The following is a 13,044-nucleotide window of genomic DNA, read 5'->3' on the forward strand; positions in this document are numbered from 1 at the left end:
CTGGCACAACTGGGTCACGTCGGCGCGCACGGTAGGGAGTTCCCCCTGCAGGACGACTGCCTGGCTCTCCTGGAGGAGGGCGCCAAGGTTGCCGAGCGCGTCGGCCAGCGCCACCCGTGCCTCCACCGGCTCCAGGGCGGCGCCGCGCCTGCTGACCCGGGAGTATTCCAGCAGGTCGTTGATCAGGCGCTGCATGCGGACGGCGCCGTCCACCGCGTAGCCGATGAACTTCTTCGCCTTGTCGTCCAGCCGGTCGCCGTAGCGCTGGTCGAGGAGCTGGGTGTAGCTGGCGATCATCCTGAGCGGCTCCTGCAGGTCGTGCGAGGCGATGTAGGCGAACTGCTCGAGCTCCTCGTTGGAGCGCTTGAGGTCGGCAAGGGTCGCCTCCAGCCGTTCGTTCGCCTCCCGGCGCTCCGCGCTTTCCCTGGCCAGGATCTCCAGCGAGCGCTCGAGCTCCCGCTCGCGGACCTGGATCAGGTCGGAGGCCTGCCTGAGGGCGCTGGCCACCACCCCGATCTCGCTCACCGCGAAGCTGCCAAAGGGGGCCACCGGCTCGCCCCGGCCGATCGCCGCGGCAGGCTCGGCCAGGGAGTGGATGTCGCCGGCGATGCGGCGCGCGAAGCTCAAGGCGAGGCCGATGCCGAACAGCGAGATGAGACCGGCAGCGGCGATCGCCCAGCCGGTCCAGAGGTAGATGTCGGAGAGGATGACGGCCTTGGGGACGCCGACCACCGCCCGCCAGGGGGAAAGGGATGAGCGGCAGAAGGCGACCAGCACCCGCTCCCCCTCCACGTTCTCGTACTCCGCGCTCCCCTCGGCAAGCGCCGCCTGTTTCAGGTGGGCCGGGTTGGCCTGTTTACCGACGAAGCGCTCGGGGTAGCGGGACCTGGCGACCACCACCGTCTTGCCGTCCACGATCACCGAGTACCACCCCGCCGACAGCCGCTGCTGTCTCAAGAGGGCCCCCATCCGATCGGAAGGGAAGGTCATCGCCAGGTCGTAGAGCACCTTCCCCTCCCTGGCGACCGGGACGTCGATGCTGATCAGCGGGCGCTTGGTGAGGGCACCGAAGAAGAGGTTGCTCACCACCGGCTTCCCCTCGGTGAAGATGCGCCTCACCGTCTCGGGATTGTTGCGCCGCGGCAGGGGAGTCCCCAGGGGACGGGCGGAATTGACCAGCTGCTGTCCGCTCTGGTCGGCGACGATGATGTCGGCGCCGGGGTACGACTTCAGAAGCTCCATCACCTGCCCGTGCACGGCAGTGAAGTCCCCCGCCAGGAAGGCGGGCGAGGTGGCCAGCGCCTGCAGCGCCGCCTGCACGCTGGCGAGGTCGCGGTCCACCACCATGGCCAGCGAGCGCGCCGACTCCTGCATGGTGGCGCTGACCTGGTCCCTCTTGGCCGAGTAGGCGTGGAAGACCAGCCAGCCCGACACCAGCCAGACCGGCAGCACCGCAGCCAGCATCAACCCGGCCAGCTGATGGCGGATGGTGGAGGGGTTCGTGACTCTCATGAGGGTTTACGCTACTAAATAGTTGGACTGTTTACAACTGAAATATCGAGAGATATCGGGGAACTGCGGGGAGCACGGTCCCGGGCCGGCCGGCGGCCAGGGTCGGATGAGCCCTAGCGGTCGCAGGTCATCTCGATCCTGAAGCAGGCCCCCTGCTCCACGTTGCAGACGGTGAGGCGCCCCCCCATGTTCTTCTCGATGATGTTCTTGGACATGAAGAGCCCCACCCCGGTGCCGGCCTGGGGGCCCTTGGTGGTGAAGTACGGCTCGAAGACCTTGCCGATGATCTCGTCGGGGATGCCGCCGGCGTTGTCGGTGATGGCCACCACGGCCCGCTCGTCCTCCGAGGTCACGGCCACCAGCACCCTCGGCCGGGGGACCTTCCGCTCCGCCAGGGCATCCCTGGCGTTTAACAGGATGTTCAAGAGGGCCTGCGAGAATTCGTTGGGATAACCGTGGATGACGGGATCGGCGCCCCCCTGCACCTCGATCTTGATGTGCTTCGCCTTGAAGCCCGCCTCGATGAGCGACAGGGTCTTGGAGAGTTCCTCACGCACCCGGAAGGAGACCTTCTCCTTGTCGGAGCGGAAGAAGTTGCGGAAATCGTCGATGGTGCTCGACATGTGCTTGATGAGCACCATCGCCTTGTCCGTGCTCTCCTCCAATAGCTCCGGGCTCAACTGTCCCGCCTCGTAGAGGAGCGGCGCCTCCTGGATCAAAAGCCCGAGCGCGTTCAAGGGCTGGCGCCACTGGTGGGCGATGTTGCCGATCATCTCCCCCAGGGCCGCCAGCCTGCTCTGGTGGATGAGCAGCTGCTCGTTTTGCCGAAGCTCCTCCACCGCCCGGATCCGCTCGGCGGTCTCGCTCTTCAGCATCTCGATATGGTCGGCGAGCTCCGCGGTCCTCAGGGCGACCCGGATCTCCAGCTCCTCGTTGAGCTCCTTGAGGGCTGCCTCGGCGTTGATGCGGGAGGTGATGTCGATCATGGTGGAGAGGATCACCTCCTCCCCGCGCACGGTCAGCACCTGGGCGGAAAGCTCGGCCACGAACTGCTCGCCGTCTTTGTTGAGGAAGGCCTGTTCCCGCCCGGCCACCCACCCCTTCTCCTTGAGCTCCTGCACGAAGCGCAGCGGTTCGGTGAGGTTGGGCCAGATGGGGAGCTTCCAGACCGACTGCCCCAGCACCTCGTCCCGCCGGTAGCCGTGCAGCCCCAGCCAGGTCTCGTTCATCTCCAAAAGGACGCCGTCCTCCAGGCGGGTGAGCGCGATGCCGGCCGGGTTTCTGGCGAAGGCGAGCGAGAACTTCTCCTCGGAGAGCCGCAGCGCCTCCTCCGCCTGCTCCCGCTCCCGTGCCAGCTGCGCCTCCAGCTGCGCCTCCCTGACCCGCGCCTCCAGGAGGAGGTGGTCGAGCGCGAAGGAGATGTCCTCCCCCATCTGCTGCAACAGTTCCACGTGCTGCAGGTCGAAGGCATCCTTTTCCCCGGCGTAGAGCGACATGGCGCCCACCACCTCCCGGTTCTGGCAGATGGCGATGCTGGCCGAGGACTTGAGGCCGTACTCGCGCGCCTTCTGCCACCAGGGGTAGGTGTAGAGCGCGTTTTGGAAGTCGTTGCAGACGTGGTAGCTCTGCTGCCGCACCGAGATGCCGGTGGGGCACTGGCCGTTCGGCTGATCGTAGATAGAGACCTCCAGCCCCTCCAAAAAGCCGGTCTCGCCGAAGGCGACCACCGGCCGGATCAGGCCGTTCTCCCTGTCCAGCAGTCCCACCCAGGCCAGGCGGTAGCCCCCCAGCTCGACCGCCACCCGGCAGAACTCGCGGAAGATGGCATCGCGGTCCATCCCCTGCACGATGGCCTGGTCCAGGGCGCGGGCCACGGCGTAGAGCCCGCTCAGCCGGCGGATATGCTCCTCGGCCTCGTGGTGGGCCTGGCGAAGCTCCGCGATCTCGGCCAGCAGCTCTTCCCGGGTTTTGGTCTCCTCTGCCATAGTAACCTCGTCTCTCATCCGGAGACCATAGTAGGCGCGGGGGTGCAAAATGACAGCGGTGGTGTCCGGAAACTACCTCAAGGCTGGCAAAGATTCAAGGTAATTTCGTTGGCACCGACCAATAGTGAAGAGGCTCCGCGAGCGCCTGCGCCCTGTCGGGCTCGGCCGCGAGCGGCGCTGATCCCGGGGAACTCCGCTCCGTCTGCACGTGGAGCTGCCGAAAAAAAAGCCCCGGAGGATCCGGGGCTTTTTTTGGGCTGGTGAGCCTTTGGTTTTCTGCTAGAGCTTGATCACGTTGGCTGCCTGCAGACCCTTGGGACCCTTGACGATGTCGAAGGTCACGTTGTCGCCCTCGGCAAGGGACTTGAAGCCCTGGCCGGAGATGGCGGAGAAGTGGCAGAAAACGTCCTCGCCGTTTTCCTGCTGCAGAAAGCCGAAACCCTTCGCGTCGTTGAACCATTTTACGGTACCGTTAACCATTACGTACACCCTCCTGTATCTGTCCATTAGAGATTTTTCGAGGAAGCGCCCCCGGAGCAGTGGAAATGTTAGCAGGATTTATCTGGGGTGCAAGCGGGGGAGCAGAAAAAAAAGCACCCACAGTTTCCCGTAGGTGCTTTCTTTTTGTATGGCGCGCCCGAAGAGATTCGAACTCCTGACCCCCAGATTCGTAGTCTGGTGCTCTATCCAGCTGAGCTACGGGCGCAACTTGTATCAACTGGCCGGTACGTAATCGACCAGGGTGAAACCGTACTGCGGGTGCTGGAAGGCATGGGTGGTCGGGTACAGGCTGAACAGCCACCCCTTGAAGATCTCCTTCCCACCTTCCCTGACGCTCAACTGCGCCGCCGGGTTCTTCAGCTCGTTGGATTCCGAGGTGAGGGTGGTGCCTTCCATCACGAAGGCCGGCAGGAAGTTTTCCACCGTGATGCTCAGCTTGGAACCTGGAAGCTTGAACTCGCTGCCGATGGGGACCGTGTAGATCTCCTGCCGTCCGCCGGTCTTTTCGGCGACCTGGATCTTCACCGCTTTCCACTTCCCTTTCACGCTCTCGGGGACCACGACTACCGAGGCGCTTCTGGGGGGCTGCCCTTTGGCGTGGGGTATCGGCTTAGCTACTGCGGGCGGCTTGCTGTTCTGTTCGTTACAACCTGCTGCGATACCCAACGCGAAAACTGCCAAAACCAGCAGCTTCATCGATCGCTTCACCAGAACCTCCGCTGCCGCTGAAACCTTTACCCCATGCTGCTAAAAAAGTGGCGGAGAGAAAGGGATTCGAACCCTTGATACCGGTTTACCCAGTATACTCGCTTAGCAGGCGAGCGCCTTCGACCTACTCGGCCATCTCTCCGTGTGATACCGTTACTGCCTTTTGCTGCTGAAACCAAATAGTTGGCGGAGGAAGTAGGATTCGAACCCACGGAACTTTCGTTCAACGGTTTTCAAGACCGCCGCCTTCAACCACTCGGCCATTCCTCCGAATCCTAGCTGATCCTCTCCACCCCGCCCATGTAGGGTCTGAGGGCTTCCGGTATCAGCACCGAACCGTCGGCCTGCTGGTAGTTCTCCAGCACCGCCACCACGGTCCTGCCGACGGCGAGGCCTGAGCCGTTCAGCGTGTGGACGAATTCGGGCTTCGCCTTCTCGTCCCGCCGGAAACGGATACCGGCCCGACGCGCCTGGAAATCTTCAAAACAGCTGCAGGAAGAGATCTCGCGGTAGCAGTTCTGCCCGGGGAGCCAGACCTCGATGTCGAAGGTCTTGGCCGCCGAGAAGCCGATGTCGCCGGTGCAGAGCTCCACCACCCGGTAGGGTATGTTGAGCCTTCTCAGCACCTCTTCGGCGTTGCCGAGCAGCTTGTCCAGCTCCTCGTAGGAGGTGGCCGGGTCGGTGAACTTGACCAGCTCCACCTTGTTGAACTGGTGCTGCCGGATCAGCCCCCGGGTGTCCTTACCGTAGGAGCCGGCTTCCTTCCTGAAGCAGGGGGTGTACGCAACGTAGTTGATCGGCAGCTCGCTCCCCTTGAGGATCTCGCTGCGATGGATGTTGGTTACGGGGACTTCAGCCGTGGGGATGAGAAAAAAATCGACCCCTTCCAGGTGGAAGAGATCTTCCTCGAACTTCGGCAACTGACCCGTCCCGGTCATGCTTTCCCTGTTTACCATAAAGGGAGGGAGCATTTCAATATATTTGTGCTCTTCGGTGTGGAGGTCGAGCATGAAGTTAATGAGAGCCCGTTCCAGCCGTGCGCCCGCGCCCCGGTACAGGGTGAACCTGGCCCCGGTCAGCTTGGCGCCCCGCTCGAAGTCGAGAATGCCCAGCTCCTCGCCCACTTCCCAGTGCGGCTTGGCGGCGAAGGAGAGCTCCGGGATCTCCCCCCAGGTCCTCACTACCACGTTGTCCTCCTCGGACTTGCCGAGCGGGGTGGTGGCGTGCGGGATGTTGGGGACGGTCAAGAGGAAATTCTGCAGCTCCTCCTCGACCACCTTGAGCGACTCGTCGATCCCCTTGATCTGCTGGGAGACCTCGCGCATCTCGACCTTGAGCCCTTCAGCCTGGCTCTTGTCCTTGAGGCGGGCGATCTCTTCGCTGGCCTTGTTGCGGGTCGCTTTGAGATTCTCGCTCTGCTGGAGCAGTTCGCGGCGGCGGCCGTCGAGTTCCTTGAAGAGGGCGAGGTTGATCCCTTCCCCCCTGGTCTTCAGCCGGGCCTCTACTGTCTCAAGATTTTCGCGTATGTATCTCGCGTCGAGCATCTATGGCACCTTTACTTCGCACTTACCAAAGCTATACTTTCTAGCATCGTAACCCCCCTTCGTCAACCATTTTTTGCGCTCGCTCCCAGCCAGAGCGGCTTTTTTGTTTCAGGAGCACGCCTTGACTAACACCTCCCCCCCACAACTGATCAGGCTGTTCGTGGCGATCGACCTCCCCGACCCGGTGAAGGCCCCCCTGCACGGGCTCTCCAGGGAACTCCCCCACGCCTCCTGGGTGAAACTCGAACAGTTGCACCTCACCCTGCGCTTCATCGGCGAGGTCAGCAAGCAGACCCTGTCCGCAATAGCAGACGCTCTCCAGCGGGTCCGCTTCGCCCGTTTCCCGCTCACCCTGTGCGGGGTCGGCCACTTCCCTCCCCGCAGCCATCCGCGGGTGCTCTGGGTGGGCATGGAGGGGTGCGGGCCGCTGATTGCCCTCCAGCAGGAGGTCGAGCTCGCTCTGATCGACGCCGGCATTCCGCCGGAGGAGCGCCCCTTCTCCCCGCACATCACCCTGGCCCGCCTCAAGGAGACCGCCCCCTCCGCCGTGCTGCAGTTCGAGAAAAGCCACGCAGCCCTTTCCTGCCCCACCTTCGAGGTCGGCGAATTCATCCTCTACTCGAGCGTGCTCACCCGCCAGGGCGCCATCCACACCAGGGAAGCCGTCTACCCCTGCACCGGCTGACTCCGCTTCATACTGCTTCCCCGCAAATGCTGCCCCACTGCAACCAGTTGGGGGATAATGGCGCCGCCTGCAGCGGGCCGGGCTGACCACGGTGATCCTGCCAGTCCTGGTCACCATCTAGCACCGCCACCTTTTCTTAGCCCTAGTGGGAAGCATCAACTTGTGGCATAGTGTGCCGCACCAGGGACGGCAGGCAGGGATTGCCCACTCGCAGCCGCGCCCAATCAACAATGCCGAGGTGAGTGACAGCATGCCATCCGAACACGGCAGGGAAAACCTCCCCAGGATTCTGGTGATCGACGACGAGGCGGCCATCCAGCGCTTCCTGAAAACAGCCCTCGACAGCATGGAATTTTCCGTGCACCAGGCAACCAACGCCCACGCGGGCCTGGCCGCCGCGGTCGCCACCCGGCCGGACGTGATCCTGCTCGACCTGGGGCTTCCCGACCTGGACGGGGTGGAGGTGATCAGCAGGATTCGCGAATGGTCGCAGGTTCCCATCATCGTGCTGTCGGTGCGGGAGCGTGAGGACGACAAGGTGAAGGCGCTGGATGCCGGCGCCGACGACTACCTGACCAAGCCCTTCGGCATCGGGGAGCTGCTCGCCCGCATCAAGGTCGCGCTCCGCCGCTCCCTGCAGGAAGCGCCCGAGCCGGTGTTCCTGATCGACGAACTGCAGGTCGACCTGCCGCACCGCCGGGTCACCATCAGGGGGGAGGAAGTCTCGCTCACCCCGACCGAATACGAGCTGCTCCGGATGCTCGTCATGCACGCCGGCAAGGTACTGACCCACAGCCAGATCCTGAAGCGGATCTGGGGGGTCGCCTACCTGGAGCAGCCGCACGTGCTCAGGGTGAACATCAGCAACCTCAGGAGAAAGATCGAGCTGGACGCCTCGCGCCCTCGCTACATCGTGACGGAGCCCGGCGTGGGGTACCGGATGAAGGGGACGGATTGAGGGAGAGATCGAGATCGAGATCAAGATTAAGAAAATGCCGTTCACCGCGGCGGTTCGCGAGCTTTGGCTTGTCTTAGGTTGATAGATGGAGCTTGGGCTAGCAGCAGAAAAAATGGGGCCGGTCGACGGGGTCAAAATTCCGCCACCGGCTCTTCTCTTTGGGGGGGGGAACGGGGCCGAGCCAGTGGGGGGCAAAGGCAAATCCCCCCTCTCCCCCCTTTATCAAGAAGGGGGACGTGATAGGCGGAATCCGTTACCAATTAGTGTTCTTTTTAGGAGGGTGGAGGTGTAAATGCGCCGCCTGGAGGGGAGGGCCCCTCCAGGACGACGGTTGGGGTTAGAACAGCTTGAGTACTGCCTGCGCCGCCTGCGAGGACATCTGCAGGGAGGTGGTGCCCAGGGACTGACGGGTCTGCAACATCAGCATGTTGGCACCTTCCTGGTTCATGTCCGCCAGCGTCAGGTTGTCCGCACCGGTCTGCAGCGTGTTGATCATGCCATCGGTGAAGGTCTGACGGGTGGTGATGATGTTCATGTTGGCGGCGAGCGTCTGGGTGTTGCTCCTCAGGGTGGTGATCGCCGAGTCCATCTTGGCGGAGTCGGCGGAGATGTCCGAGGTGGTCTGCCAGTTGTTGGACGCCCCGGTCAGGCTGAGGCCCGAGGAGCTGGCGAGGAAGCCGACCACGTCAAGCTTTGAGGAGGCGTTCTCGTTGAAGTTGACGGTCAGGGTGTTGGTCGAGCTGAGCAGGTTGAGCCCCTGGTAACCCGAGTCGGACGACAGGTTGTCGATCTGGCTGCGGATGGTGTCGTACTGGGCTGCCAGCTTCGACTGCACGTTGGTGTCGCTGGTGGAAAGGGCGGACTGGGCGACACCCTTTGCTGCGCTGATCAGGCCGGTGATGGCGGAGATGCCGGCGTTCGCCGCGTTCACCGTCTGCACCGCCTCGGACATGCCGTCCTTGCGGGAGGAGAGGTCCTCGGCGCGCTGGTTGGCGTTCTGGGCGGAGAAGTAGTTGGTCGGGTTGTCGAGGGCGCTGTTGACAGATTTGCCCGAGGACAACCGCTCCTGCGTTCTGTTCAGGAGTTGGCTGGTGTTCTGCAGGTTCATGAGGTTGGTCCGCATGCCTGCGGTGAGAGAGATATCGCTTACTGACATGGTGGTGCTCCTTTCTTGGGAATTGGTTGTTCCGGCTTCTTGCCGGAGTTACTACGCGGCCGATGCCTCCCCCGGTACACCGAGCGTGCCACCTTCATGTAACTTCCCCAATCTTTCAGGCAGTTGGCATCTCCAAGCGTCACCTCACCCTTCCCCTGAAATAGTGCGGCCTCTCCTGTTTCGTAATCATTGCGTCTGCTTACCGATCTATTTTCCCCGCAGCCTGTTCTCCTTTGCCTGCTTCTAAAAATTTTTCCGCCGCTGCCGGCAAAATTAATGATGCCGCTGAAGCTTCCTCCCATTCCTAACGGAGAGGTCAAGCTCTACCGACTGGATTTCCGACACTTGTCAAAATTCCGTCTCACGCTGTCGGAGAAATCCGTGGTGCGCCCGTAAAAAAAGCCCGGCCTTCTCGAAAAAAGGCGGGCTTTTCTTAGAACGCTCAGGGAGTGCGGGGACGGCTACTCGACCTTCATCGGCCCTTTCTGCAGCCTCTTGTAGTAGAAGTTCTGTCCGTAGAGAACGGCGGCCGGGTTGTGGCCGGTGACCCGGTCCTTGACCACCAAGGTGGTGACCGGTGCCTTGGAGTGCTTGTTGAACAGCATGTCGTGGCCGACGCAGAGGCCGACGATGATGTTCATGTCGGTCTCCAGCGCGTTGCAGATCTCGGCCTGGGCGATGGGGTTGCAGGCTGGCTCGAAGGTTCCCGGCCGCACCTTGTCCTCTTCGCTGAGGCCGAGTTCCTTCTTGTCGATGCTTCCCGCCTTGCAGCAGACGCTCAAGGGGGTGAGCCCCTGCGCGTTGAGGATCGCCACCAGCCGGTCGGTTTCCTCCAAGAGCCCGATGCAGGTGGCGATGCCGATCTTCTGGTATCCCATCAGTTTGGCGAGGGCGATGGTGTCCTCGACCCGGGTCCAGCGCGCGTTGATGGTGTCGGTGCCGGGGATGGGCTGGTAACAGAGCCCCTCCACCCGGGCGGCGACATAGGCGAGCTTCGCGTCCTCCCCCTCCCCTTTCAGCTGGCTGACCGCCTCCTCGATGATGGCAGCGTGGGCGCCGGTCGGGCAGTTGCCGGGTTTGGGGGGCGCCGTCTGGGGGTCGCCGCTCCAGCAGTTGGTGGTGCCGTTCTTTTGCCATACCGCGCTGCAGCGCGAGCAGGAGACCTCGAGTGTCTTCTCGTTTTCCATGGAACCCTCCCTGTCACCCGCTCTCGGGCAACTTTTCCTGAACCAGCACGAATGGGGAGACGATGAGGCAGAGGAACTGCTTCCCCTTCTCGGCGTCCCATTTCTCTATCTGTTGCGCGGTCGGCTTGCCGATCTGCCCCGCGGTTATCCACCCTTCTATGGCCTTGCTGTCATCGTTGGCCACCTTCAGCGCCACCTCGACGAGGTCGAGCAGATTGTCGATCACGATCACCCCGCCTCTTTCCAGATGCGCCCGCAGCGAGAACCAATCGGTGACATCGACCTTGGTTGCCATCTCTTCCCTGGTTACGGTCATCAAAGCTTCTCCATTTATTCGAATGATTTCTTGAACTCCGCCAGGAGCTCCCTCAAGGCGGACAGTTCTTCCTTAAGGCCCGTGACCTCCTCTTCCAGCTTGGCGATCCTTTCCTCGTCAGCACCGCCGCGAGGGCGGGAGGGCTCGGCCGCAGCCGCCTCCAAAGCGGCCAGATCCGGCTCGCCGGCGAAAAGCTGGCAGTAGCGCGGCTCCTTGCGCCCGGCCTGGCGCGGAAGCTTGACCACCACCGGAGGAGTCCGCTCCATCAGATCCTCCAGCACCGTCTCGACATCGGAGAGATCCGGGAAGCTGTACATCCTCTCACCCCTGGTCCTCAGTTCGCCGACCGTCTGCGGTCCCCTGACCAGGAGCTCGCAGATCAGCGCCAGCTCGGCGGGGGTGAAGCGGAATTTCTCCACCAGGGCGTGGCGGTACTTGGCGACGCGGCCGCCGCTCCCGGAGACCAGGGCCAGCTGCTTGAAGCGCAGCGCGTCCAGCGCCTTGCTGACCTCCCCCTCGTCCAGGGTCATCACCGGGTCCCGGTTGGACTTCTGGTTACAGGCGTTCACCAGGGCATTCAGGGAAAGCGGATAGTATTCGGGGGTGGTCAGCTCCTTTTCGATCAGGGAGCCCAGCACCCGCACCTCGACCTCGTTCAGCGTGATGTCCATGTCCACTCCTTTCAGGGTCTGGAAAATCTACTTTATTCCACCGGCGGGATCAATGCAAAAAGAGGCCTGACCTTCAATCGCCGCGAGCGCTGCCAAGCTGGAACATGAGAACGATAGGTACGAGCGCAAAGGGGGGCGGACCTGTCGAAAATCTGGTCTGTTCTTCTCTTCTTGTAAAACAGCATTTTATTTGTTATGGTTTGTATACGGCCGCCGACGCGAGGGCCGAAACCCCTGCGAGGAGTCAAACCTTATGACAAATGCCTTGGATTTCCGGAAGCTCAACAAGACCATCAAGATTTTCGGGGTCGTACAGTTCGGACTGGTGGCCCTGCTCGTGTACATGGCGGTTAATTTTCAGGCGAAGCTTCGGGCGATCAATTTAGAGTACCGGTTCATGCACGGCGTGCTGGCGGCGGTTGCCTTCCAGGCCCTGATGTTCTACCCGATCTACAAGTTCGCGGGGAAGGAGGCCGAGCGCGACCTGGCCCTGACGGCACCCAAACTGAGCAAAGCGGAGACGGACGCTTTGGCCAAGCAAAAGAAGTGGAGCGACATCATCAAGATCGCCACGCTTGGCTTCTTCGTCGTTTTCGTCATGGCCGCCCCCAGCGCCCCCTTTATCCTCAGCATCATCTACTACAGCTTCATCCTGACCATCCTCACCTACCTGCAGTGCTACAACTTCGCTGCACGAAAGCTGAAAGACAAGGCTAACGCCTGACAAGGTGACGCCCCAAGACGGCGAAATCCCCCCTCGGCCTTAATCATTCTTGGGCCAAGGGGGGATTTCTTTTTCTGCGCTCCCGACTCCGGCAGGCGGTCTATTTATAGAAATCGGCTCTGCCGCAAGTGGTCCGGAAGAGCGCCCCTCTCACTTCTTCGCTTCCGTCGATTTGGCACGCACCTGCGCGATCCGCTCCTCCGGCAGGCCGAGCCACTCCAGAAAGCTCTGGTGCCCCGACGGGTTCTCGCGCTCGAACAGCGTGTGCCAGTGCCCCATCATCTCGTCGTCCAGACCAAGGGCGCGGAAGCGGCTGGTCCATTCCTCCACCGTCACCTTTCTCTCTTTTTTTTCCATCGGCTGCACCTCCTTCAGGACTTCTTTTTATTGTTTCAAATCCCGCAGTGACTGTAAAGCCCACCGGCGTAAATTCCAGCCATTGTCGATTTTACTGGACTCCGGTGCTGAGCGCACGTACCATTCAAGAAAACTTTTAGAAAAGCCGCCCTGGGCGGAACTCAACACAGAAAGGAAATTTTGAAAATGGCAACTGCGAAGAAAGGTGATAAGGTCCTCATCCATTACACCGGCACCCTGGAAGACGGCTCGGTTTTTGATACCTCGCTGGCGGAAGACGACTGCTGCAACGATTCCGATTGCGACTGCGACGACGAGGGTTGCGGCTGCGAGACCGGACCGTTGGAAATCACCATCGGCAATGAGGACTTTTTCCCGCAAGTCGAGGAAGCCCTGATCGGCATGGCCCCGGGCGAAAAGAAGACCATCGTGATTCCCGCCGAAGATGCCTTCGGGGAATACGACGAGGAAGAGGTATTCTCGATCAGCCGCGAGCAGTTCCCGAGCGACATCGATCCTCACGTCGGGATGGAACTGGAATTCACCGGCGATGACGACGAGCCGATCGGGGTGACCATCGTCGAGGTCTCCGACGAGGCCGTCACTGTCGACGCCAACCACCCGCTGGCCGGTGAAGATATCACCTACGAGGTCGAGCTGCTGGAAATCCGCTAATTCTCGTCAGGAAAATCGGAAAGAGGTTCACGGGAGGGCGGTCAATGGCCGCCCTTTCCAATTTT

The 13,044-nt window shown here is 62.0% G+C and carries 14 protein-coding genes and 3 tRNA genes; 4 read left to right on the plus strand and 13 right to left on the minus strand.

Annotated features, from left to right (window positions below; all coding sequences use genetic code 11):
• The 8 genes from VJ604_RS17210 to serS form a co-directional block, all read right to left on the minus strand.
• The coding region (locus VJ604_RS17210; RefSeq protein WP_324084633.1) for a cache domain-containing protein at positions 1 to 1,512 on the minus strand (1,512 nt) is incomplete at its 3' end.
• Between the two features lie 113 nt (positions 1,513 to 1,625).
• Positions 1,626 to 3,497, minus strand: coding sequence for a GAF domain-containing protein (locus VJ604_RS17215; protein WP_324084634.1), 1,872 nt, complete (start codon positions 3,495 to 3,497; stop codon positions 1,626 to 1,628).
• A gap of 279 nt (positions 3,498 to 3,776) precedes the next feature.
• Complete coding sequence (locus tag VJ604_RS17220; RefSeq protein WP_324084636.1) at positions 3,777 to 3,977, minus strand: cold-shock protein; 201 nt, start codon at positions 3,975 to 3,977, stop codon at positions 3,777 to 3,779.
• A 149-nt stretch (positions 3,978 to 4,126) separates the two neighbouring features.
• Positions 4,127 to 4,203, minus strand: a tRNA-Arg gene (locus tag VJ604_RS17225).
• Positions 4,204 to 4,211: 8 nt separating this feature from the next.
• A complete protein-coding gene (locus tag VJ604_RS17230) occupies positions 4,212 to 4,706 on the minus strand; it encodes a DUF2155 domain-containing protein (protein WP_324084638.1) in 495 nt (164 codons plus the stop codon).
• A gap of 48 nt (positions 4,707 to 4,754) precedes the next feature.
• A tRNA-Ser gene (locus tag VJ604_RS17235) sits at positions 4,755 to 4,848 on the minus strand.
• 42 nt (positions 4,849 to 4,890) lie between these two features.
• A tRNA-Ser gene (locus VJ604_RS17240) sits at positions 4,891 to 4,976 on the minus strand.
• Between the two features lie 5 nt (positions 4,977 to 4,981).
• Complete coding sequence (gene serS, locus VJ604_RS17245) at positions 4,982 to 6,250, minus strand: serine--tRNA ligase (protein ID WP_324084639.1); 1,269 nt, start codon at positions 6,248 to 6,250, stop codon at positions 4,982 to 4,984.
• 121 nt (positions 6,251 to 6,371) lie between these two features.
• Here serS and thpR point away from each other — a divergent pair, with 121 nt between their 5' ends.
• Complete coding sequence (thpR, locus tag VJ604_RS17250) at positions 6,372 to 6,935, plus strand: RNA 2',3'-cyclic phosphodiesterase (RefSeq protein WP_324084641.1); 564 nt, start codon at positions 6,372 to 6,374, stop codon at positions 6,933 to 6,935.
• A gap of 250 nt (positions 6,936 to 7,185) precedes the next feature.
• Complete coding sequence (locus VJ604_RS17255; RefSeq protein WP_324084642.1) at positions 7,186 to 7,893, plus strand: response regulator; 708 nt, start codon at positions 7,186 to 7,188, stop codon at positions 7,891 to 7,893.
• Positions 7,894 to 8,230: 337 nt separating this feature from the next.
• Here the strand turns inward: VJ604_RS17255 and VJ604_RS17260 are convergent, their stop codons facing one another.
• The 4 genes from VJ604_RS17260 to VJ604_RS17275 form a co-directional block, all read right to left on the minus strand.
• Positions 8,231 to 9,049, minus strand: a complete 819-nt coding sequence (locus VJ604_RS17260) for a flagellin N-terminal helical domain-containing protein (protein ID WP_324084645.1) — start codon at positions 9,047 to 9,049, stop codon at positions 8,231 to 8,233.
• A gap of 461 nt (positions 9,050 to 9,510) precedes the next feature.
• A complete protein-coding gene (locus VJ604_RS17265; RefSeq protein WP_324084647.1) occupies positions 9,511 to 10,236 on the minus strand; it encodes a DUF1847 domain-containing protein in 726 nt (241 codons plus the stop codon).
• A gap of 13 nt (positions 10,237 to 10,249) precedes the next feature.
• Positions 10,250 to 10,552, minus strand: a complete 303-nt coding sequence (locus tag VJ604_RS17270) for a DUF2288 domain-containing protein (protein WP_324084650.1) — start codon at positions 10,550 to 10,552, stop codon at positions 10,250 to 10,252.
• A 14-nt stretch (positions 10,553 to 10,566) separates the two neighbouring features.
• Entirely contained in the window at positions 10,567 to 11,223 is a 657-nt protein-coding gene (locus VJ604_RS17275; RefSeq protein WP_324084652.1) for a YceH family protein, read from the minus strand.
• Positions 11,224 to 11,476: 253 nt separating this feature from the next.
• Here VJ604_RS17275 and VJ604_RS17280 point away from each other — a divergent pair, with 253 nt between their 5' ends.
• On the plus strand, positions 11,477 to 11,947 hold the full coding sequence (locus VJ604_RS17280; RefSeq protein WP_324084654.1) for a hypothetical protein: 471 nt from the start codon (positions 11,477 to 11,479) through the stop codon (positions 11,945 to 11,947).
• 150 nt (positions 11,948 to 12,097) lie between these two features.
• On the opposite strand, the gene VJ604_RS17285 is transcribed toward VJ604_RS17280, so the two are convergent.
• Positions 12,098 to 12,304, minus strand: coding sequence for a MerR family transcriptional regulator (locus tag VJ604_RS17285; RefSeq protein ID WP_324084656.1), 207 nt, complete (start codon positions 12,302 to 12,304; stop codon positions 12,098 to 12,100).
• A gap of 186 nt (positions 12,305 to 12,490) precedes the next feature.
• Between VJ604_RS17285 and VJ604_RS17290 the strand changes: the two genes are divergently transcribed.
• The gene (locus VJ604_RS17290) at positions 12,491 to 12,979 is read left to right on the plus strand and encodes an FKBP-type peptidyl-prolyl cis-trans isomerase (protein ID WP_324084658.1); all 489 of its coding nucleotides are present in this window, start codon (positions 12,491 to 12,493) and stop codon (positions 12,977 to 12,979) included.
• The last annotated feature ends 65 nt before the right edge of the window (positions 12,980 to 13,044 follow it).

The sequence above is a fragment of the Geomonas sp. genome (assembly GCF_035254065.1).
GTDB lineage: Bacteria > Desulfobacterota > Desulfuromonadia > Geobacterales > Geobacteraceae > Geomonas.

Excerpts from the sequence above, each read along its gene's own strand:
- VJ604_RS17260 (WP_324084645.1), bottom strand. The coding sequence starts at position 9,049 with ATGTCAGTAAGCGATATCTCTCTCACCGCAGGCATGCGGACCAACCTC.
- VJ604_RS17270 (WP_324084650.1), bottom strand. The coding sequence starts at position 10,552 with ATGACCGTAACCAGGGAAGAGATGGCAACCAAGGTCGATGTCACCGAT.
- VJ604_RS17220 (WP_324084636.1), bottom strand. The coding sequence starts at position 3,977 with ATGGTTAACGGTACCGTAAAATGGTTCAACGACGCGAAGGGTTTCGGC.
- VJ604_RS17290 (WP_324084658.1), top strand. The coding sequence starts at position 12,491 with ATGGCAACTGCGAAGAAAGGTGATAAGGTCCTCATCCATTACACCGGC.
- VJ604_RS17280 (WP_324084654.1), top strand. The coding sequence starts at position 11,477 with ATGACAAATGCCTTGGATTTCCGGAAGCTCAACAAGACCATCAAGATT.
- VJ604_RS17255 (WP_324084642.1), top strand. The coding sequence starts at position 7,186 with ATGCCATCCGAACACGGCAGGGAAAACCTCCCCAGGATTCTGGTGATC.
- VJ604_RS17265 (WP_324084647.1), bottom strand. The coding sequence starts at position 10,236 with ATGGAAAACGAGAAGACACTCGAGGTCTCCTGCTCGCGCTGCAGCGCG.
- serS (WP_324084639.1), bottom strand. The coding sequence starts at position 6,250 with ATGCTCGACGCGAGATACATACGCGAAAATCTTGAGACAGTAGAGGCC.
- VJ604_RS17215 (WP_324084634.1), bottom strand. The coding sequence starts at position 3,497 with ATGGCAGAGGAGACCAAAACCCGGGAAGAGCTGCTGGCCGAGATCGCG.
- VJ604_RS17285 (WP_324084656.1), bottom strand. The coding sequence starts at position 12,304 with ATGGAAAAAAAAGAGAGAAAGGTGACGGTGGAGGAATGGACCAGCCGC.
- VJ604_RS17275 (WP_324084652.1), bottom strand. The coding sequence starts at position 11,223 with ATGGACATCACGCTGAACGAGGTCGAGGTGCGGGTGCTGGGCTCCCTG.